The organism is Pseudarthrobacter sp. alpha12b (assembly GCF_054130495.1).
Genome location: NZ_CP196746.1, coordinates 4340037 through 4359642 on the forward strand (window position 1 = coordinate 4340037; position 19606 = coordinate 4359642).

The following is a 19606-nucleotide window of genomic DNA, read 5'->3' on the forward strand; positions in this document are numbered from 1 at the left end:
GAACCTCGAATTACTTTACGCGAGCAGGGCCCGGAGTGCCAAATCGAAACGGATGTAATCTCGGCAACTAGACCGGTATAGGTGACCTTTGTCACTTAATCGGGCTTTTTGCGGCAATAATTCCTTGAATTTCCGCGGAATTCACTTTTGGTGACCGCAGATGTCAGTCAAGCGCCCCGAAAATCCCACTGGTCCGGACCATAGCATTTAGCTCACACCGATGAACCCGAGGAAGGGAACTGCAATGGGCGATCTGGCGCAGAAGCCGCTGCTTGAGAAAGCACCCACCACACATGCCGGCCTGCTGGCATGGGTCGAAGAGGTTGCTGAGCTTACGCAGCCGGACCGCATCTACTGGGTTGACGGGTCCGAAGAGGAAAACACCCGTCTCACCGACGAGCTTGTTGCTGCCGGAACGCTGACCCGGCTCAACCAGGACCTGTTCCCGAACTCCTTCGCCGCGTTCTCGGATCCCGCTGACGTTGCCCGCGTCGAGGAGCAGACCTTCATTTGCTCGGAAAACAAGCGCGACGCCGGCTTCACCAATAACTGGATGGACCCGCGGGAGATGAAGGAAAAGCTGCGCGGGCTGTTCGCCGGTTCCATGCGCGGCCGCACCATGTACGTCATCCCGTTCGTCATGGGCCACCTCGACGCCGAGGACCCCAAGTTCGGTGTGGAGATCACCGACAGCGCCTACGTTGTTGCCTCCATGCGCATCATGGCGAACATCGGCACCGAGGTTCTGGACAAGATCACGGCCACCAATGCCTTCTTCGTCCCTGCCCTCCACTCCCTCGGCGCCCCGCTGGCGCCGGGCCAGGACGACGTGCCGTGGCCCTGCAACCCGGACAAGTGGATTGTGCACTTCCCCGAAGAGCGGTCCATCTGGTCCTTTGGCTCCGGCTACGGCGGCAACGCCCTGCTGGGCAAGAAGTGCTACGCCCTGCGCATCGCCTCCGTTATGGCACGCGACGAAGGCTGGCTGGCGGAGCACATGCTCATCCTCAAGCTCACCTCGCCGGAGAAGAAGTCGTACTACATGTCCGCAGCCTTCCCCTCGGCCTGCGGCAAGACCAACCTTGCCCTGCTCGACCCCACCATCGAAGGCTGGGAAGTCGAAACCCTTGGCGATGACATCACCTGGATGCGCATCGGCAAGGAAGGCGAGCTGCGCGCCACCAACCCGGAGGCCGGCCTCTTCGGCGTGGCCCCCGGCACCGGCTGGGGCACCAACCCCAACGCCATGCGCGCCATTGCCAAGGGCCACAGCATCTTCACCAACGTGGCACTGACCGACGATGGCGGCGTGTGGTGGGAGGGTATGACCGAGGAAACTCCGGCGCACCTGACCGACTGGGAGGGCAACTCCTGGACTCCGGATTCGGACAAGCCGGCCGCCCACCCGAACTCCCGGTTCTGCACCCCGATCTCGCAGATCGACATGCTCGCCGAGGAGTACTACAGCCCCGAAGGCGTGGAGCTCTCAGCCATCCTGTTCGGCGGCCGCCGCAAGACCACCGTTCCGCTGGTCACCGAGGCGCGCAGCTGGACCAACGGCATCTTCATGGGTTCCACCCTCTCCTCCGAGACCACGGCCGCTGCCGCCGGCCAGGTGGGTGTGCTGCGCCGCGACCCGATGGCCATGCTTCCCTTCATCGGTTACGACGCCGGTGACTACCTGAAGCACTGGATCAGCGTTTCCGGCAAGGCCAACCCGGAGCGCCTGCCGCACATCTTCCTGGTCAACTGGTTCCGCCGCACCGCCGACGGCGGTTTCGCGTGGCCCGGCTTCGGCGACAACGCCCGTGTCCTCAAGTGGGCCATCGAGCGCCTCGAAGGCAAGGCTGATGCCATTGAAACCCCCATCGGCTACGTGCCGGCGGGCCACTCACTGGACCTGACCGGCCTGGACCTGACCCACGCCCACGTGGAAGACGCCGTCCGCGTCGACCGCGGGGAGTGGGACGCCGAACTGGCCTCCATCGAGGAATGGTACGCCAAGTTCGGGGATTCACTTCCGGACGCCCTGCGCGCCGAGCTCGATTCGCTCAAGGAACGCATGGCGGGCCACAGCTAGCCAGCTGGGGACAAACAGACACAACGACGGCGGCCCCGCACCTTTTCGAAAAGGTGCGGGGCCGCCGTCGTTCCCGCCGGCCCCTCGCCTCGCAAGCTCGGCCAGGGAACCCTGCCGGCGTGGGCCCACGTACTTGTCGTTTTCAGCCCTCAAAACGACAAGTACGGAGCAGCCGATCTAGCTGGCGAGCCAGATGTCCGGGCCAAAGACCTCGTAGTGGATCTTGGTGGCCGGGATGCCCGCGTTGATGGCCTCGTTGCGGATGTTCTTCATGAACGGCAGGGGACCGCACAGGTAGAGGGAGGCGTCGGCCGGAAGGTCCACTTCACGCAGGGTCATGAATCCCTCCTTGGCCCCGTCCACCGGCTGCTCCAGCCAGAGCTGCAGTTCTGCACCGTCAAGGCGTTCGACGTCGTCCGTCATCTGGCTGCGCAGCGCCCAGCTGTCCAGGGTGCTTTCCGCGTGCAGCACCAGGACCTGCCGGTCGGAGCCGGACTCGGCAAGGGAACGGAGGATGGAGGCAGTGGGGGTGCAGCCGATGCCGGCCGAGGCGAGAACCACCGGGCCGTCGCCCTCCTTCAGGGTGATCTCGCCGTAGGGGTTGGAGATTTCGACGACGTCGCCCACCTGGACGGTGTTATGCAGGACGGGGGAGACCTCGCCGCCGTCGTCAAGCTTGGTGGTGAAGGTGCGGCTGGTGCCGGCATCGCCCGAGAGGGAGTACTGGCGGACCTGGCGCAGGCCGTCCGCCACGGCCACCTTGACGCTCACGTACTGGCCGGGCAGGGCGGAGGTGACCGGGGTGTCGTCCGCGGGCTCCAGGGTAAAGGTCATGGAGCCGGTTCCCGCCGGCGTCTTGGCCGCCACCCGCCACGGCGTCCACATCCTGTCATTGGCCTGGGCGGCGTAGAGGCCCTTCTCGAGCTTGATCAGGGCATCGGCCATGAGCCAGTACACCTCGGTCCAGGCTTCGGCGATCTCCGGGGTGATGACCTCGGCCAGGTCCTCGGCGATGGCAGCGAACAAGTGCTCATAGACCACCTGGTACTGCGGTTCGGTGATGCCCAGGGAGGCGTGCCGGTGTGCGATGCGCGACAGGACGGTCTCCGGCAGGGTACCCGGGTTGTTGACCAGGTGGGTGGCGAAGGCGGCGATGCTTCCGGCGAGGGCCTGCTGCTGGTTTCCATTGCGCTGGTTGGAGCGGCTGAACAGGCCATCCATCAGTTCGGGGTGGGCGGCGAAGAGGCGGCCGTAGAAGTTGGGGGTGATGGATCCGATCCGGGAGCCGACCAGCGGCAGGGTGGCCTCAATGACGGGGCGGGACTTGTCCGAGAGCATCTGAACTCCTGAGGTTATGGCCGGGGCCTTCGTCCGGCCGGAGGAAAACTCATATTTCAAATACGAGTATTTCTGCCTCAGTTCTACACCTTGTAGAAGTTTGAAATCAAACCGATAGCGCGCGCCCGGATAACGGGCTGTCAGAGCCCCGGGCGGAGGCCGATCATCTGGAAGACCGGGGCCATCTGCCGGGCCTGCGGCAGGTCCCCGATGACCACGGAGTCCAGCTCGGCGTAGAAAGCTTCGCGGGCGCGGGCCAGGGCACGCCTGAGTTTGCACTCGTTGATCAGCGGGCAGTTGCCTCCGGGGGCCACGCAGTCGGCCGGATCGGTCCGGGTGTCAAGCTGCCGCAGGATCTGGCCCACGGTGGCGATCCGTCCCGCATGGCTGAGCCGCGACCCCCCTGAGCGGCCGCGGACAACCTCAATCAGCCCCATGCTCCGCAGCTTGGCCATGGCCTTGCTGACGTGGTTGTAGGGCGTGCCCACTGAGTCCGCGATGCTTTGGGTGGTGAGCAGCGTGCCGTCCGGAACCGCTGCGAGCACCATGAGGGCGCGCAGGCTGACGTCAGCGAAGGCATTGATTTTCATGGCTGCGGATCTGGTCTAGTCCGCCCAGATAACGGGCTCGCTGGCGTCCGCGCCCAGTTCGCCGAATTCCCAGGTCTGGGTAGTTGCGTTGGCGGCATAGGGCAGCACGGCCGCGAAAAGGGAACCGTCCCGGTGCTCGGTGGCCACATGGATGGCATCCGAATCCTCCTCCACCAGCAGGATGTCGCAGACCACGGCGGCAGCACGGAAGTCGTCCCGGTTCTGGCGGAGGAGGGCCTGCAGGTCGCGGATCATGGCGTCGGCGTCGAAGTCGGCGTCGCTGTCTTCCTCGGCACCGGCCGGAGAAACGGCAACCAGCCGCACCTCGCCGTCGTTCTGGACGGTCAGTGCGAAGGGCAGGAAGCCGCCGTTGCGCTGGAGCTGCTCCTGGGCCGCGCTGACGCCGGTGCCCAGGAGGTTCTCCAGGTCAGTTGCCGTGGCTTCGGCGACAGAGTCGCGCCAGCTCTCCTGCCCGCTGTGTCCGTCCGCTGCCTGCCCCGTGTGTTCAGCCATCCGGCGCTAGGCCCGAACCAGGGACAGGACGCGGTCGCGGACGCGTTCCATGGTGGCGCGGTCCGTGGCCTCCGCGTTGAGCCGCAGGAACGGTTCAGTGTTGGACGGGCGCAGGTTGAACCAGTAGCTGCCGTCGTTGGCCGTGAACGTGCTGCCGTCCAGGTTGTCGATGGTGAGGTCCTCGTCCGCGAAGGCCTGGCGCACCCGCTCCACCGCTGCCGGCTTGTCCGCCACCTCGGAGTTGATCTCGCCGGAGCTGACATAGGGCTCGTATTCGCGGGCCAGCTCGGAGAGCGGGCCGTCCTGCTCGCCCAGGGCTGCCAGGACGTGCATCGCTGCCAGCATGCCGGTGTCGGCGTTCCAGAAGTCGCGGAAGTAGAAGTGGGCGGAGTGCTCGCCGCCGAACACTGCGCCTTCCTTGGCCATGACTGCCTTGATGAAGGAGTGGCCCACGCGCGTGCGGACGGCGCGTCCGCCGTCATGCTCCACCAGTTCGGCGACGGCGCGGGAGGTGAGCAGGTTGTGGATGATGCTGGGCGTTTCCTCGCCCTGGGCCTTGGCGCGGGCGATCTCGCGGCGGGCCACCATGCCGGTGATGGCCGACGGCGACACGGGTTCGCCCTTCTCGTCGATGACGAAGCAGCGGTCGGCGTCGCCGTCGAAGGCCAGGCCGATGTCCGCACCGTGTTCGATGACGGCGGCCTGGAGGTCGCGGAGGTTTTCCGGTTCGAGCGGGTTGGCCGGGTGGTTGGGGAACGAACCATCCAGTTCGAAGTACAGGGGAACGATGTCGAAAGGCAGCCTGGGCAGCAGTGTGTCACCCAGGACTGCCGGGGTGGTCAGGCCGGCCATGCCGTTGCCGGCGTCCACCACCACCTTCAGCGGGCGGGAGGCGGAGAGGTCAACGAGTTTGCGGAGGTACTCGGAGTAGTCCTTGAGCACGTCGCGGACGCTGATGAGGCCCCGGGTGCCGGCAGCGGGAATGGACCCCGAGTTGAGGTACTGCTCCGCGAGGGCCTGGATCTCCTTGAGGCCGCTTTCGGAGGAGATGGGAACGGCGCCTGCCTTGGCCATCTTGATGCCGTTGTATTCGGCAGGGTTGTGGCTGGCGGTGAAGGTGGCCCCGGCACGGTTGAGGAATCCGCAGGCAAAGTACAGTTCATCGGTGGAGATCAGGTCCAGCAGCTCCACGCTGGCGCCCCGCGTTGCCGCACCGTTGGCGAAGGCCTTGCTGAACTCGGGGGAGGAAGGGCGCATGTCTCCGCCCACCACGATGGTCTGGCCTTCGAGCTGCAGGACATCCACGAACGCGGCCCCCACGGCTTCGACGATTTCGGCGGTGATCGACTCGCCCACAATCCCACGGACGTCGTAGGCCTTGAAGGATGCCGAGAGATCAAATGTCGTTGTCTGTTCGCTAGTCACGGGCTTTATCTTACGTGTGCGGCGCATGTGGCCAAGGTGGTTTTGGGTGCACTTTCGTAACAGCTGCGGCGTGGCAGCCGGTATTGGGGCGGTTTCCACATAGCGGTGCGATGCTGTGCGGGGTGTCGGAGGGTGCTGGGATACTGAATCAATGGCCAATAACCAGTACGCTTCCACAGTCTCCGCTACCGCAGTTGCAGATACGGCAGGTCCGGATGCGCCCGGGACCGCCACGCACGCCGAGGCGCTTGAGGTCCTGCGCGGCCTCGTGGGGACTCCAGGCGCCGTCTTCCACGACGGGCAGTTTGAAGCCATCGAGGCATTGGTCGACGGCGGGCGGCGGGCTTTGGTTGTCCAGCGCACCGGTTGGGGCAAGTCCGCCGTGTATTTCGTCGCATCCCTGCTGTTGCGCCGCCGGGGAGCCGGGCCCACGCTGATCGTCTCGCCGCTGCTCGCCCTGATGCGGGATCAGGTGGCAGCCGCCGCCCGGGCCGGGGTACGCGCTGTGGCCATCAACTCCGCCAACCAGCTGGAGTGGGACACTGTCCGAGAACAGCTGGCCGCCGATGAGGTGGACGTTCTCCTGGTTTCCCCGGAACGGCTGACCAACCCCGCCTTCCGGGAAACCCAGCTGCCCGAGCTTCTGCGCCGGACCGGCCTGCTGGTCATCGATGAGGCCCACTGCATTTCGGACTGGGGCCATGACTTCCGCCCCGATTACCGCCGGATTGCGGACCTCATCACCCGCCTCCCTGACACGGTTCCGGTCCTGGCCACCACGGCCACTGCCAACTCACGCGTGGTGCATGACATCGAGGAGCAGCTGGGCGATGGCGTCCTGACTATCCGCGGTTCCCTGGGCCGTGACTCGCTGCGGCTCGGCGTCCTTGCGCTTCCTGATTCCAAGGCGCGGCTGGGCTGGCTCTTGACCCACCTGGCGGATCTGCCGGGCAGCGGAATTATTTACACCCTGACCGTTTCCGCGGCAGAGGACACCGCCCGGCTGCTGGCGGAGGCAGGGCATAACGTGCTGGCCTACACCGGGAGGACCGATCCGGCGGACCGGGAGCGGGCAGAGCAACTGCTGAAGGACAACCAGGTCAAGGCGCTGGTGGCCACGTCCGCCCTGGGTATGGGCTTCGACAAGCCCGATCTTGGCTTTGTGGTCCACCTGGGCGCGCCGTCCTCGCCCGTGGCCTACTACCAGCAGGTGGGCCGCGCCGGCCGTGGTGCTGCGAACGCCGATGTCCTGCTTCTTCCCGGCTCCGAGGACCGTGAGATCTGGCAGTACTTCGCCACCGCGTCCATGCCGTCCGAGGAGAAAGCAGCGGCCGTGTTGACGGCGTTGGCCGAGGCAGGATCCGCGTTGTCAACGGTGGCGCTGGAAGCCCGGGTTGATCTTCGCCGCACCCCGCTTGAGCTGCTGCTGAAAGTCCTGTCCGTGGACGGGGCGGTGGAGCGGGTCGGCGGCGGCTGGCGGTCCACCGGCCAGCCGTGGGTTTACGACGCGGAGCGCTACAGCCGCATTGCCGGGGCACGCGTGGACGAGCAGGACTCAATGGTGATCTACCAGGACACTGCGGGGTGCCGGATGGAGTACATCACCTCGGTCCTGGACGATGAGACGGCCCGTCCGTGCGGCCGGTGCGACAACTGCGCCGGCCAGTGGTTCCCGGCGGACGTGGCAGCCGACGCCACGGCGGCGGCCAGCCAGACCCTGAGCAGGGCTGGCGGCATCCTGGAGCCGCGCCTTCAGTGGCCCAGCGGCATGGACCGCCTGGGGGTGCCGGTGAAGGGGAAACTCAAACCGGGTGAGGGCCTCGCGGAAGGGCGGGTCCTGGCCCGGCTGACGGACCTGGGCTGGGGCGGTGCCCTGCGGGAACTGTTCGCCGCCGGGGCGGAGGACCGGCCGGTGGATCCCGGCATGCTCCAGGCCTGCGTGCAGGTACTGCGCGAATGGGGAACCGGTGATGGCCGGAACCCGGGGTGGAGCGGGGTGGGCAGGCCGGCCGCCATTGTGGCTGTGCCGTCCCGCAGCAAGCCTCAGTTGGTGGGCTCGCTTGCCCGGGGAATATCCGATATCGGGCGCATCCCCTACCTTGGCGAGCTGCAGCTGGCGCACGGCGGTCCCACCGGCGGCCGCGGCGGCAACAGCGCCTACCGGCTGGCGGGGGTATGGGACCGGCTGGTGGTGGGCCCTGAACTCGAAGCCGCCCTGCAGTCTGCCCAGGGGCAGACAGTGATGCTGATCGACGACCTCGCAGACAGCCGGTGGACCCTCACCGTCGCGGGGCGCGCCCTTCGGCAGGCGGGGGCGGGAGCGGTGCTGCCGCTGGTTCTGGCTCAGGCCGGCTGACGGCAGCCCCGGCATGGCGGGGGAGCAGGATGCTGTCCGCGGTGCTTGCGAGCATCAGGGCGGCCATCGCCAGGAAAGCGCCGCGGAAGGGTGCGGCCGGATCCTGCGGGGCGGAGGCCAGGCCGTCGAAGGTCCGGATCAGCAGGGCAGCTATTGCAATGCCCGAACCCGTGCCGAGCTGCACCAGCGTGGCGGAAACAGTGTTGGCGGAGGTCAGCTGGGCCGGAGGAATGTCCGCGTACTGGACCGAGGCGTAGGCCGAGAAGCCGATGGAGCGGAAGGCGCCACTGCACACCAGCAGCACGACCATCAATGCTTCAGGGGTTTCCGGCGTCAGGAGCGCACAAAGCGCGAAAGTGAGGGCTGATGCCAGCGAGGCGAACACCAGCACCGCTTTAAAGCCGAACTTCCTGATCAGCGGTGTCGTGGCCGGCTTGATGCCGATGTTCCCGATGAACACGGCTGCCACCAGGGCGCCGGCGTGCAGCGGTGACCAACCGAACCCCGCCTGGAACATCAGCGGCAGCAGGAACGGCACCGAACTGATGGTGACCCGGTAAACGAACCCGCCGGTGGCCATTGCCCGGAAGGTCCGGGCACGGAAGACCTGCAGGTTGAACAGCGGATGGGGAGTCCGGCGCATCCAGAGCACGGCGCCGGACAGTGCTGCAGCCCCGGTCAGAGCACTTATGCCGGCCCAGGGCAGTTCCGCGTGGCTGCTGGCGAGCTCCAGCCCGGTCACCAGCGCACCCACCCCAACCGTGGTCAGGGCCATCCCGGGCCAGTCCAGCCGCCTGCCGGGATCTCCGGGTGCCACGGGAACCAGCCGCAGCGAGGCCACAAATGCGGCAACGCCAAGCGGAAGGTTGACCAGGAAGATCCAGTGCCACGACAGGTACGTGGTGAGCGCCCCGCCTACCAGCGGTGCGAGTACCGGTGCCAGGAGCCCTGGCCACACCAGGAACGCGGTGGCACGCAACAGCTCGGACTTCGGAGTGCCACGCAGGACCACCAGGGTCCCCACCGGAACCATCATGGCGCCGCCGGCACCCTGGGCAATGCGGCTCAGGGTCAGCGTGGCCAGGTCCTGGCTGAGGGCGCAGGCCAGGGACGCCAGGGTAAACACTGCGATCGCCGTGCAAAAGATCCGCCTGGCACCAAACCGTTCCGCCAGCCAGCCGCTGAGGGGAATGCCGATGGCCACCGTCAGCAGGTAGGCGGTCATGGTGATGTTGACGTCGGCGGCGGGAATGGCGAAGTCCGCTGAAATGCTGGGAATGGCCGTGGTGAGAACCGTGCCGTCCAGGAATTCCATGAAGAACGTTGCCGCCACCAGGAGTGCCAGGCGCGGATTCCATGCCGTGCGGGCGCCGTCAGGGTGCTCTGGGTTGCTGCGTGCCGCCATGCGCTAATCCTGCCACCCCGGCACCGGTGGCGCCCGGCGCGTCCGTTGGTCGGACAGCGCGTTCCAGAATGCCCCGGAAACGCAAAAGGCCCCGGTCCAGGGACCGGGGCCAAACGCGGAGACGGGGGGATTTGAACCCCCGCTAACGCCAAGAATACCGCCGAACTTCCCTGTGTTTCCGGGGTTCCAGCCCAACGAGTCTAACTGAATTTAAGTGGACTGAAGGTTTTTGTGCACTTTGTACACATGGCTACGCGGCGCATTCGAACCGCATTTGGAGGACGTACCGGGCATCCTCCGGGAGGCTGGCGATCCAGTCAGATAGGACGCTCTTGGTCACCATGACGTCCTCGGCCAGCTCGTCCAGTGAGTGCGCCCAGGGCGCGTGTTCCCACACCGCCTGCCAGGACACGAGCCGGTCAGCTGCCACTGCCCGGACCTTCTTCTCGACGGCGGGGGACTGGCACTCTTTGTGGCCGAGTTCGATGTGCACGAGTTCGTGGTAGATCGCGCAGCGCCGCTCCCGCTGGGTGAGCCGGTCATCAACGTAGATCGTCCGCCCGTCCGTGGCCGCAACGAGGAATCCGGGCAGCCTGTGGGTGACGATACGCACACCCATCGCCTCGGCTAACCGTTCCCCCAGTTCCATGCCGCCACCATATTGGGGACGTCTGACAACCGGGAAGTAGCTTCCACTTAGGGATGCTCCTGCGATTCCTCCCCCCGCCGGGCGGAGCGTGCGGCTTCACGCTTGCCCTCGGATTCCGTCTCAGTCATGGCGGCCATTTTGGAGAAGTCGGGCTTCTCTTCGGCGGTCTTTCGTGTGGGCAACTTCACAACGTTATCGACACTGGGGGAAGGGGCTGGTTTGCGGCTGCCGTCCATCCAGTTCATGAGTTCCCCGGCAGTGTGGCGGAGGACGTCCTGGGACTCCTGCGGGAGGCGGCCGGCGCCCCACAGGACCAGGTCGGATTCCCGGTCATCCCCAATGTCGATTCCGAGGGTGCGGGCCGCGGCGAGGACAAGTTCTCGGGGGCTGATGCTGAAGGCTTTGGAGAGCCCGGCGAATGTTTCCGGGGTGGGCATGCGGGTGAAGCCGTCTTTGACGATGGACTGCAGGGCGCGGGCTTTGGGGACGCCGCCGGCGCGCTTGGAGATCGTCTCGAAGGAGTCGTCCTTTTTGTGGGCCAGGACGAGCTGCTGGAAGTTGGGGCCTTTGTTCGTGGTCATGCTCTGAGCTTTCCTGTGGGCTGGGTGGGCCGCAATGCCGCCAGTGGGCACTATGCCTACCGGTAGGCGGTACACCCAATTGTAGGTACGTGCCTACTAGAAAATCCCCCCGTTGCTCTAGGAATTAATGACGGCAAGGAAAATGTGTACTGACAGTGCTTGACTTACCGCCTACCGGTAGGCAATACTCAAAGGGCAGCAGATAACAGGCGAACCGCCTACCGAAACAGAAGGAGATCTCATGTCACCCTGGCGAACTAAGGCCCGTTGGCCGAAAGGAACCTACATGCGATTGGTCTCAAAGGAAGCCCTCCGGGCCTTCCTCATCACGCAGAAGGACATCGAAGCCCACAAGGCAGGAGCACCCATCCCACACAAGATGACCCAGCGGGGGCTGGCAGACCGTGTAGGCGTCCACCCCAGCTTCATCAACCACCTCACCAGCGGCCGGCGCCGCTGCCTCGAACCCGAAACCGCAACCCGCATCGCGGAGGTCCTCAACGTCCCCGTAGAGGTCCTTTTCGAGCCCGTTGCACCGTCTGCCAAACGGCAAACCACCCGCCAACAGCGTCTACAAATCGCCTAAGAAAGGACACGCCGACATGACACAGGCAATGGCCCTGGAGGACACCACATGGACCGAGGAGGCTGTGGACACGATCGCTGACCTCGCCCGCAGGAAGGGCACTGTCACTGCCGACGACCTCCGCCAGAACCACCGACCGGCACCACACCCCAACCATGTAGGGGCTGCTTTCAAGATCGCCCGGTCCCGCGGCCTCATCGCCCAGGTAGGTATGGCGACCTCGAAGCAGCGTTCCCGCCACGGCGGCACCCTGCGGCAGTGGGTGGCAGTGTGACCGAGTTCTACACCGTCCCCGAGGTCGCCAAGATGTTCCGCGTCTGTGAACAGACCGTCCGGAACCGGGTCAACGAAGGCAAATGGCAGGCATGGCGCGACGGCCGGCAGATCCGCTTCGGCCCCGAAGATATCGAGGCCATCCGAGCCCAGGGCCAGAAAACCCCAACCAGCATCAGCAAGGAAGACAAACGGAAGCGGAACAAGCAGCTCCGCAACCTCCCCGTCTTCGCCCAATAGAAAAGGGCCCCGCAGCCGACCAAAGCAATCGCGGGACCCATCAACAAGCAAGAAGCTCATCTACCGGAAGGATACCCGATGTACACGTACCACTTCACGAAGCGGCAGGCCGAGACCGCCGCCCGGGCAACCATCGTCAACTACTCCGAGCGGTACCCCAACGAGTGGCAGGACGAAGAAGCCCTGGCCTACGACGTGTCCGCCCTCCTCGGCATCAAGCCCGAACCGAACTACGTGGCCGCCGCGCTGCAGGCCCTCGATGATCTCCGCAAGGTGGAGAACGGCACCCACATGGACCTCGACGCGAACGACCCGGCGGACCTGATCGAGCGGTTCGAGGGGGACCTCCTCACCGCTGTCCGCGACGTCATCAGCACGTTCCCGTTCAGCGGGCGGGAAGTCTTCATCCCGACCATGGAGCTCGCGGCATGATCACCGCCTCATTCCTTATGTGCCTCGTCCTCTTCGTCGGGTTCGGCGTGGCGATTCCGTGGGCGATCCGGGCGGACCGCGCCGACGCGCATCTCGCCCACCGGCCCGGCGCATGCCCTGACGGTATCTGCGACCAGCCATGACCGACTGCTACTGCCGCGGCCAGGCCGTGTGCACCAACTGCGGCCAACATTCCTGCACCAACTGCCAGTGCGACGACATAGACCAAAGGAAGACCCGATGACGACGAAGACCACCGGCCTCGCTCGGCTGCGCGAACCATTCGAGCCGCACCAAATTAACAAGCTCCCCAAGCCGTACACGAAGGACGCCCGTAAAGGTGAATGCCGGGAATGCGGCGGATACCACGGCCTACCGGCCATGCACCTGGACTACGTCGGGCACGCAGCGCTGACAGACCGGCTCCTCGAAGTGGATCCGGAATGGTCTTGGGAACCTTTGGCCATCAGCCAAGACGGACTCCCGAAGTTCGATAACTTCGGCGGCCTCTGGATCAAACTCCGGATCTGCGGTGTGGAACGACTTGGCTACGGCGATGCTCAGGGCAAGAACGGGGCGAACGCCGTCAAGGAAGCCATCGGTGACGCCCTCCGAAACGCGGGTATGCGTTTCGGAGCTGCGCTGGACCTCTGGCACAAAGGCGACCTGCATGACGCCTCTGAGGAACAGGGCAAGAACGCCGACCGAGCTGCCGCGACGGTGTCTGATGCAGCAGTGACCAGCCTCAGCCAGTACCGCCACGAGCCGCCTAAGTGGGAAGAGCTTCTGGAGAAGGCCAAGAACAACCGCGAAATGCTTCTGGACCTTCTTGCCAAGGCCCGAGGGATGAACGCAGACCAGACCGTAATCGACAACATCACGGCCGCCGGCACCGCCCTGGCCGCCCGAACCGCATAGGAGACAGCAGTGAGCATCAAGACCGAGAACCTCCGCATCGCCCTCATCAAGACCTTCGCTGACGCCCTGGCCGACTTCATGAAGGACGCCCGTGGCCAGCACCTCGAACAGCTTCTCGAGAAGTACAACGAGGAAGGGACTAAGTCCTTCGCCGTGGTCCTCCCGGACGGTACCCGCGTCGGCAACATCACCCTTCCCGAGGGGAAGCCCTCGGACCAGACCGTGGACGAAGCCGCCCTGTTCGAGTGGGCCGAAGCGCAGGACGGAATCGTGGAAGAGGTCATCCCCGCCACGAAGAAGCGCGTCATCAAGAAGATCAGCCCCTCATGGCTGGCGGACAAGATCAAGAACGCGATCGAGGGAGACGACGGCGAACTCATCGACGTCACCACCGGTGAGGCCATCCCCGGGGTTCGCCGCGTGCCGGGCAAGGCTCCGTCCTCGTTCACCATCACGTACGCCAAGGACGGCCGGGAGAAGATCGCCACCGCGTACCGCCGCGGCCTCCTCAACGACTTGGCCGCCGGTTCCGCGCTCCCGCAGATCGAAGCCGCGGAGCACCGGGCAGCAGCGTGACCACACCAACCGCTAACGATGTCGTCCTCCTCCTGGCCCGTCTGGGCCGGGAGTTGGACGCCAAGCAAGGCGAGATCAGCCGCCTGGACGAGGAGGCCGTCCGGCTCCGGTCACGGTACGAGATCACCCTGTCCCGGGCGTTCCTCACGGCTGAGGGTCCGATGGATGTTCGGAAGCATCAGTCCATCATCGACGCGGCGGCCTACAAGCTGGATGCCGAGATCGCGGATCAGAAGCTCCGGGCGGCCCGGGAGTCCATCCGGGTCCTCCGGGACCGGCTCGACATCGGCCGGTCCCTGAACTCGGCCATCAAGAGCGAGTGGGCGGCTCAGCCGGCCGGGCAGCAGGGGGCAGCATGATCCGCTGGAAAGTACGGAAGTCATCTGCCGGAGCATGGTGGGCGCACGAGCCCCATTGCACTGGGCGCGGCGGCCTCTGGTGCAGCCTCTTCAATCGGTGCATGAACTGCGGGACTTTCCGGAAGGCATTCCTGTATGCGGAGGTCCAGACCGTGATTGACCGGCGGAACTCCAACCAGTACTTCAGCCCATTCGGTTCGGGAGTCATCAAGTGAACGGCTTCACGAAGGCGCAGAAGATCCTGATCAGCGCCCGTGACCTCGGATGCGTCATCCACGGCGCCACCGGATGCGCCGGGGAACTTGTCCACCACCACCGGAAGGGCCGCGGGGTCGGGGGAGTGAAGTCCCGCAACCGGGTAGCGAACGGCCTCCTCGTCTGTTCCGAGTGGAACTTCCAAGTCGAGACCCTCCCGGACCTCGCAGCCCAGGCCCGGAAGAACGGCTGGAAGCTCCGCACGGACCACGAGATCGACACCCTCCCCGTCTACATCCCCAAGCTCGGCCTGTTCGTCTTCCTGGACGACGCCGGCAACTACCTCGACATGCACCACCAACCCCTACGAAAGGCGGCCTAGCCATGGCTGGCGAAACCACAATCACGATCATCGGGAACCTTGTCCAGGATCCGGAGCTGAGATTCACTCCGAGCGGCGCCGCGGTGGCGAACTTCACCATCGCATCCACCCCCCGGACCTTTGACCGGCAGAGCAACGAGTGGAAGGACGGGGAGGCCCTCTTCCTCCGGGCGGCCGTCTGGAAGGAACCGGCGGAGAACGTGGCCGAGTCCCTGACGAAGGGCATGCGCGTCATCGCTCAGGGCCGGCTGAAGTCCCGCTCCTACGAGACCAAGGAGGGCGAGAAGCGGACCGTTATCGAGTTCGAGGTAGACGAGATCGGGCCCTCCCTCAGGTATGCGAATGCCAAGGTCAACCGGACTCAGCGGAGCGGGAACGGCGGCGGTAACTACCAGGCGTCCTCCGGTAACTGGGGCGGTAACCAGCAGCAGGAAGACCAGTGGGCCAACAACTCGACCGCAACCGCCGGCGGCTTCGGCGGCCACGACTCCGAGCCCCCGTTCTAACCACCCCACCCCTGAAAGGAACCCATCTTGACCATCACCGACCTCACACCCCGCATCGAAGCCCGCGACGGCGTAGCAGTCACCGTCTATACCAAGCCTTTCGGATGCGTCCAGTGCGATGCCACGAAGCGCAAATTCAAAAAGGAAGGCCTCATCGAGGGCCGCGACTACACGCTCGTGGACGTCACCCAAGACGAGACCGCGCTGGCCTTCATCAAGTCCCTTGGCTACGCGCAGGCGCCGGTCTTTTACGTCTCCAGGCCAGAAGGAGATCACCACTGGTCCGGCTACAACGTGGGCGAGATCGAGGAACACATCCTCGGGAAGGCCGTTCCCGGGGCCGGGCTGGAGGCCGCCTCGTGAAGAGCATCGCCCTCAAACCACCCAAGCCGGCCATGAACATCCCCCGCCGGCGGCCGGACGTCATCCTCTGCAGCTCGTGCGACAAGCCGCTGAACCGTACCGAAGAGTGCGCCGGCTGCACCAAGTAGAACCCTCTGTCAGCGCCTGCAGAACCGGGCCCGTGCAGGAACACACCCGGGGCTCCCACCAGAGCGTGGGAGCCCCGCCCACCCCCTTGGAAGGAAACAGCATGAACCAGGAACTGCAAGCACCCATCGGATACGTCGTAGTTGACCGAGTAACCAAGGAAATTGACTGGGACTGTGAACTGCACACGTCGATTGACCAGGCCATCAGATCCCTCACGGCTCCACAGCAGATGTACTGCAAGACGTTTGAAGAGGAAACCGAAGACAAGACGTACTGGGCGAAGCACTACATGATCTGCCCCGTAGGTCAGGAGATCGGAGCCATCGTCCAGCCTGCCGACCACAATGAGGCTGTCTGCTCCGCCGGCCTAACCATGTGCCACGAGTGCCACTGCGCCGCCGCAGACCTCGGAGAAGCGGTGTGAGCACGAAGCAGGCGTACCGGGTCCAGCACCGAAAACCGCACTTTTTCACCTGCCAATGCGGGAAGGCCTACTCCCCACCACGGGACGAAGCCAGACGGCTACGCAGGGAAATAGCGGGACCCGGGGCGCTGCTGGAGGTGTGCCGGTTCTACGAATGCGAATTTGGTGGCCATCACTGGACCAGACAAGTAGAGGAAAAATGGCAATGAAAGACGACAAGACATGCTCGGTCACCGACTGCGGAAAGGTCATAGCGTCCCGTGACATGTGCGATATGCACCGCGCCCGGGAGGCCAGATCAGGCCGGCTGGAAAAACTCATCCCCCAATCTCCCGAGCAACGCTTTAGCTCCAAGGTTCAGCCCGGACCAGGGTGCTGGGCATGGACGGGAGCCACGAACAACCGGGGATATGGGGTCTTCCGGCTCGACGGCCGGACGCAGCTCGCCCACCGCGTGGCCTGGTACTTCGAGCACGGCGCGTGGCCCGACCCGGAGAAGGTCCTGGATCATGCCTGCGACAACAAGGCATGCGTCAACCTTGAGCACCTTCGGGAGCTAACGAACGGGCAGAACATCATGCGTGCGCACCCCAGAGGCGACGAAGCGACTGAACGCCGGCGGGCACTCAACCGGACCGCTAAGGCCAAGTACCGGGCCAAGCTCAAGGCGAAAGCAGGTGGGTCCAATAGCGTGGTTTAACGCGGATGACAAGATGCATTCGCACCCGAAGTCAAGGGCGGCGGGGCTCGAAGCGATAGGACTGTGGACCCTCGCGGGGACGTACTGCACGGACTACCTCACGGACGGGGCTGTGCCGGAATGGTTCGTGGACTCCTGGCCCCGCGGCAAGACCCTCGCCGGGAAGCTGGTGAAGGCCGGTTTCTGGGACGTCACCGAGGACGGCTGGCAGTTCCGGGCATGGGCCGAGTACCAGCGCACGAAGGAACAGGTCCTGATCGACAAAAAGAAAGCCGCGGACCGCAAACGAAAGTGGCAGGAAGAACACGGCAAGAACGGATGAAGAACGCCGTTCCGTCACCGTTCCGAACGCTCGTAGAACGGCGGTGGCACAAGTGCCCAAGACCAAGACCAAGACCAAGTACTTAACTCACCCAGGTGCCACTCCAGTTTTAAAGACCTTGGGGTAAAGAAAATCGTCGATCGTCACTTAGGTGATAAGGCCGCCGGGACGCACGACGATTCAAATTTTGATCAAGGAGAAAGCCATGTACAAGCTCACGGACCAGGAAGGCGCGAGGCTCACCGCCATCATGACGAACACCCGCCCCGACTGGATCCCGAACAAGCCCGGACTGGTCCTCAAGGAAGCGAACGAGGGTGACGGGTTCCCGGGTAGGGACTTCGGGCATTGCGTCCGGGCCCTCGCCCACTACGCCACCCAGCTGGATCCGAAGGGTGGTTGGGCGAAGCGGACCCCGAACTTTTACCCGCAGGACGGGAAGCATTGGGCGGCGACAGCCCCGGAGGACTGGCAAGCCCCACGCACCTGGACACCCTGTGCCGACCATCCGACATTCGAGGCCGCCAACTGCAGGGCCTGCTGGGGAGACGTGAAAGCCGGCATCCGCCCCGAAACCCACATCGGCAAACACCACAACCCAGAAAGCGAAGACACACCATGAAAGCAACCCACCCCAAGTGCGGGAAGACCTTCCCCGGCGGCGACGGCTCCGGCCACTGCTCCGGATGCTGCGAAACATTCATCGGCCTCGCCTCATTCGAAGCCCACCGCGTTGGTTCACACACCGACCAGACACGCCGCTGCGAAACCCAGCCATACGAGAGCATCGACCCCGACACCGGGAAAACCCGCTACGGCCACTGGCAAGACGACAGAGGCTACTGGCGATACGGGCGCAAGCTCACCAAGGACGAAGCCAAAGCACTCTGGACCAAGAACGACGAACAGGACGAAGCAGCATGACCACCACCATCACCCGCCGGGAAACCGACACCCTCAAAGCCCGCTACGACGAAGCCCTCGCCATCAAAGACGCATGGGACCACCGAGTAGCCCGAGCCAACGCCGAATACCGCGCAGCCCTCACCACCGGCCAAGGCGTCCAACAAGCCCAAAACAACCTCAACGCCGTCAACATCCAACACTCCGAAGCCATCGCCTACATGGGAACCTGCCTAGACGCATGGCTCGACGCCGTAGACACGGCCCGCCACAGAGCCACCACGCTGGCTCTAAGCGCCTCAAACACCCCCGGACGTCTCCATGCCCACAGGACGCACTAACAGTGCCTGAGAACGGCACTGAGCGTGCTACCGGACAAGGCCAAGAACGCGCATATGGGTTCAAGCAGTTGGAGGTTCTGGCGCCGGCTGGGTGGATCAATTCGAATCAGCGGGTGCATCGGATGCAGGTTGCGAAGTTGACGGCGGCGTGGCGTGCTGCTGCTCGTGAGCGGGTGCCTGGTTGCTGGGAGCCGTGTGTTGGGCCGGTGCGGGTGGTGGCTGAGGTGTGGAAGCCGAGGCGTGGCCGGTATGACCCGGGGAACTTGTACCCGACTGCGAAGGCTGTGCTGGATGGGATCGTGGATGCGGGGTTGTTGTCGGATGATGACTGGGTGCATGTGGTGGGTCCGGATATGCGTCATGGTGGTGTTGGTCCGGCGGCGTTGGTGGTGAAGATTTATCCGGTTTAGGCACTGACAGTGCTTGGTCTACGTACCGATAGGCGGTAGACTTGGTGGAGCAGCAGACACCAGGCCAGGGATGGCCGAATCCCGAGGGGGGAAACACAATGAAGAAAGACACCCGCACCGCATACCGGGCACGGGCAGCCGCAACAGAGCGCAGCGTTGATGCCGCCATTGCGAAGGTCAAGGAACTCCAGGACGCAGAGCAGGCCGAAAGGTCAGCCGCTTACGCTGAGCGCAACAAGGCGGTCCCGTTCAGCCCGGAAGAGCTCAAGGCAGCCCGCGCCGTCCGCACTCACTACGGCTGGGACCGTGTCGTCCGGGTCAACGCTAAGTCCGTCACCGTCGTGGGCGACTTCGGAGACTACCGGGTTCCCGTCTCGAACATCCTGGAGGTCCGGGCATGAGGGGCGTCTCGTGGTTCCGCCGTCGTCGGCCGGTATGCCACGTCCAGCAGATCACCCGGGAAGACATCCGCACCGCCCACGCATGGGACATGAACCTGACTCAGTGGTTCAGCCTGACGGACTTTGAACGGGCCGAGTGCCGCCGCAACATCATCGCAGCGCCCAGGTTCGAGGCGGCAGCGTGAACCCGCCAGTCCAGCCCGAACGCA

General features: G+C 64.8%; 29 protein-coding genes. 22 read left to right on the top strand and 7 right to left on the bottom strand.

The window, feature by feature from the left end; all coding sequences use genetic code 11:
• The first annotated feature begins 244 nt into the window (after positions 1 to 244).
• Positions 245 to 2080 (top strand): phosphoenolpyruvate carboxykinase (GTP), encoded by a 1836-nt coding sequence (locus ACTAQI_RS20095; protein ID WP_457948244.1) that lies wholly within the window; start codon positions 245 to 247, stop codon positions 2078 to 2080.
• 177 nt (positions 2081 to 2257) lie between these two features.
• On the opposite strand, the gene ACTAQI_RS20100 is transcribed toward ACTAQI_RS20095, so the two are convergent.
• The 4 genes from ACTAQI_RS20100 to ACTAQI_RS20115 form a co-directional block, all read right to left on the bottom strand.
• Positions 2258 to 3418 (bottom strand): globin domain-containing protein, encoded by a 1161-nt coding sequence (locus ACTAQI_RS20100; RefSeq protein WP_457948246.1) that lies wholly within the window; start codon positions 3416 to 3418, stop codon positions 2258 to 2260.
• Positions 3419 to 3558: 140 nt separating this feature from the next.
• Positions 3559 to 4008, bottom strand: a complete 450-nt coding sequence (locus tag ACTAQI_RS20105; protein ID WP_457948248.1) for an RrF2 family transcriptional regulator — start codon at positions 4006 to 4008, stop codon at positions 3559 to 3561.
• Positions 4009 to 4023: 15 nt separating this feature from the next.
• On the bottom strand, positions 4024 to 4521 hold the full coding sequence (locus ACTAQI_RS20110; RefSeq protein ID WP_457948249.1) for a hypothetical protein: 498 nt from the start codon (positions 4519 to 4521) through the stop codon (positions 4024 to 4026).
• A gap of 6 nt (positions 4522 to 4527) precedes the next feature.
• On the bottom strand, positions 4528 to 5946 hold the full coding sequence (locus tag ACTAQI_RS20115) for a phosphomannomutase/phosphoglucomutase (protein ID WP_457948250.1): 1419 nt from the start codon (positions 5944 to 5946) through the stop codon (positions 4528 to 4530).
• 151 nt (positions 5947 to 6097) lie between these two features.
• Here ACTAQI_RS20115 and ACTAQI_RS20120 point away from each other — a divergent pair, with 151 nt between their 5' ends.
• On the top strand, positions 6098 to 8302 hold the full coding sequence (locus ACTAQI_RS20120) for a RecQ family ATP-dependent DNA helicase (protein ID WP_457948252.1): 2205 nt from the start codon (positions 6098 to 6100) through the stop codon (positions 8300 to 8302).
• Here the strand turns inward: ACTAQI_RS20120 and ACTAQI_RS20125 are convergent.
• The 3 genes from ACTAQI_RS20125 to ACTAQI_RS20135 form a co-directional block, all read right to left on the bottom strand.
• Positions 8226 to 9707: an MFS transporter gene (locus ACTAQI_RS20125; RefSeq protein ID WP_457948254.1), complete on the bottom strand. Its 1482-nt coding sequence runs from the start codon at positions 9705 to 9707 to the stop codon at positions 8226 to 8228. The genes ACTAQI_RS20120 and ACTAQI_RS20125 overlap by 77 nt on opposite strands.
• A gap of 250 nt (positions 9708 to 9957) precedes the next feature.
• Positions 9958 to 10356 carry an ImmA/IrrE family metallo-endopeptidase gene (locus tag ACTAQI_RS20130; protein ID WP_457948256.1) on the bottom strand — a complete coding sequence of 133 codons (399 nt, stop codon included), beginning with the start codon at positions 10354 to 10356 and terminating at the stop codon, positions 9958 to 9960.
• A 47-nt stretch (positions 10357 to 10403) separates the two neighbouring features.
• A complete protein-coding gene (locus ACTAQI_RS20135) occupies positions 10404 to 10937 on the bottom strand; it encodes a hypothetical protein (protein ID WP_457948257.1) in 534 nt (177 codons plus the stop codon).
• Positions 10938 to 11223: 286 nt separating this feature from the next.
• On the opposite strand from ACTAQI_RS20135, the gene ACTAQI_RS20140 reads away from it, so the two are divergent.
• From ACTAQI_RS20140 to ACTAQI_RS20235, 20 genes are all read left to right on the top strand, one after another.
• Positions 11224 to 11523 (top strand): helix-turn-helix transcriptional regulator, encoded by a 300-nt coding sequence (locus ACTAQI_RS20140; RefSeq protein WP_349034017.1) that lies wholly within the window; start codon positions 11224 to 11226, stop codon positions 11521 to 11523.
• Between the two features lie 16 nt (positions 11524 to 11539).
• Entirely contained in the window at positions 11540 to 11797 is a 258-nt protein-coding gene (locus ACTAQI_RS20145; protein ID WP_457948259.1) for a hypothetical protein, read from the top strand.
• Complete coding sequence (locus ACTAQI_RS20150; RefSeq protein WP_457948260.1) at positions 11782 to 12036, top strand: helix-turn-helix domain-containing protein; 255 nt, start codon at positions 11782 to 11784, stop codon at positions 12034 to 12036. Before ACTAQI_RS20145 ends, ACTAQI_RS20150 begins: the two co-directional genes overlap by 16 nt.
• Positions 12037 to 12114: 78 nt before the next feature.
• Positions 12115 to 12468: a hypothetical protein gene (locus ACTAQI_RS20155; RefSeq protein ID WP_457948261.1), complete on the top strand. Its 354-nt coding sequence runs from the start codon at positions 12115 to 12117 to the stop codon at positions 12466 to 12468.
• Positions 12465 to 12611, top strand: a complete 147-nt coding sequence (locus tag ACTAQI_RS20160) for a hypothetical protein (protein ID WP_457948263.1) — start codon at positions 12465 to 12467, stop codon at positions 12609 to 12611. Before ACTAQI_RS20155 ends, ACTAQI_RS20160 begins: the two co-directional genes overlap by 4 nt.
• Before the next feature lie 97 nt (positions 12612 to 12708).
• Positions 12709 to 13386: a hypothetical protein gene (locus ACTAQI_RS20165; RefSeq protein ID WP_457948265.1), complete on the top strand. Its 678-nt coding sequence runs from the start codon at positions 12709 to 12711 to the stop codon at positions 13384 to 13386.
• A 9-nt stretch (positions 13387 to 13395) separates the two neighbouring features.
• Positions 13396 to 13962 carry a hypothetical protein gene (locus ACTAQI_RS20170; RefSeq protein WP_457948267.1) on the top strand — a complete coding sequence of 189 codons (567 nt, stop codon included), beginning with the start codon at positions 13396 to 13398 and terminating at the stop codon, positions 13960 to 13962.
• Positions 13959 to 14321 (top strand): hypothetical protein, encoded by a 363-nt coding sequence (locus ACTAQI_RS20175; RefSeq protein WP_349034010.1) that lies wholly within the window; start codon positions 13959 to 13961, stop codon positions 14319 to 14321. The genes ACTAQI_RS20170 and ACTAQI_RS20175 overlap by 4 nt, the downstream gene beginning before the upstream one ends.
• Before the next feature lie 211 nt (positions 14322 to 14532).
• Positions 14533 to 14898, top strand: coding sequence for a hypothetical protein (locus ACTAQI_RS20180; protein ID WP_457948269.1), 366 nt, complete (start codon positions 14533 to 14535; stop codon positions 14896 to 14898).
• 2 nt (positions 14899 to 14900) lie between these two features.
• Positions 14901 to 15404, top strand: a complete 504-nt coding sequence (locus ACTAQI_RS20185; protein WP_457948271.1) for a single-stranded DNA-binding protein — start codon at positions 14901 to 14903, stop codon at positions 15402 to 15404.
• Positions 15405 to 15431: 27 nt separating this feature from the next.
• Positions 15432 to 15767 (top strand): glutaredoxin family protein, encoded by a 336-nt coding sequence (locus tag ACTAQI_RS20190; RefSeq protein WP_457948272.1) that lies wholly within the window; start codon positions 15432 to 15434, stop codon positions 15765 to 15767.
• Complete coding sequence (locus tag ACTAQI_RS20195) at positions 15764 to 15895, top strand: hypothetical protein (RefSeq protein WP_457948273.1); 132 nt, start codon at positions 15764 to 15766, stop codon at positions 15893 to 15895. Before ACTAQI_RS20190 ends, ACTAQI_RS20195 begins: the two co-directional genes overlap by 4 nt.
• 101 nt (positions 15896 to 15996) lie before the next feature.
• Positions 15997 to 16320: a hypothetical protein gene (locus ACTAQI_RS20200; RefSeq protein WP_457948274.1), complete on the top strand. Its 324-nt coding sequence runs from the start codon at positions 15997 to 15999 to the stop codon at positions 16318 to 16320.
• Between the two features lie 199 nt (positions 16321 to 16519).
• Positions 16520 to 17020, top strand: a complete 501-nt coding sequence (locus tag ACTAQI_RS20205; RefSeq protein ID WP_457948276.1) for an HNH endonuclease signature motif containing protein — start codon at positions 16520 to 16522, stop codon at positions 17018 to 17020.
• Positions 17021 to 17033: 13 nt separating this feature from the next.
• Entirely contained in the window at positions 17034 to 17342 is a 309-nt protein-coding gene (locus ACTAQI_RS20210) for a hypothetical protein (protein ID WP_457948277.1), read from the top strand.
• 205 nt (positions 17343 to 17547) lie between these two features.
• The gene (locus ACTAQI_RS20215; protein WP_457948278.1) at positions 17548 to 17964 is read left to right on the top strand and encodes a hypothetical protein; all 417 of its coding nucleotides are present in this window, start codon (positions 17548 to 17550) and stop codon (positions 17962 to 17964) included.
• Positions 17961 to 18266 carry an FDXHR family putative zinc-binding protein gene (locus ACTAQI_RS20220; RefSeq protein WP_457948279.1) on the top strand — a complete coding sequence of 102 codons (306 nt, stop codon included), beginning with the start codon at positions 17961 to 17963 and terminating at the stop codon, positions 18264 to 18266. Before ACTAQI_RS20215 ends, ACTAQI_RS20220 begins: the two co-directional genes overlap by 4 nt.
• A complete protein-coding gene (locus ACTAQI_RS20225) occupies positions 18263 to 18586 on the top strand; it encodes a hypothetical protein (protein ID WP_457948280.1) in 324 nt (107 codons plus the stop codon). Before ACTAQI_RS20220 ends, ACTAQI_RS20225 begins: the two co-directional genes overlap by 4 nt.
• A gap of 508 nt (positions 18587 to 19094) precedes the next feature.
• Positions 19095 to 19397, top strand: coding sequence for a hypothetical protein (locus tag ACTAQI_RS20230; RefSeq protein ID WP_457948281.1), 303 nt, complete (start codon positions 19095 to 19097; stop codon positions 19395 to 19397).
• Positions 19394 to 19582 (top strand): hypothetical protein, encoded by a 189-nt coding sequence (locus ACTAQI_RS20235; protein WP_457948282.1) that lies wholly within the window; start codon positions 19394 to 19396, stop codon positions 19580 to 19582. The genes ACTAQI_RS20230 and ACTAQI_RS20235 overlap by 4 nt, the downstream gene beginning before the upstream one ends.
• The last annotated feature ends 24 nt before the right edge of the window (positions 19583 to 19606 follow it).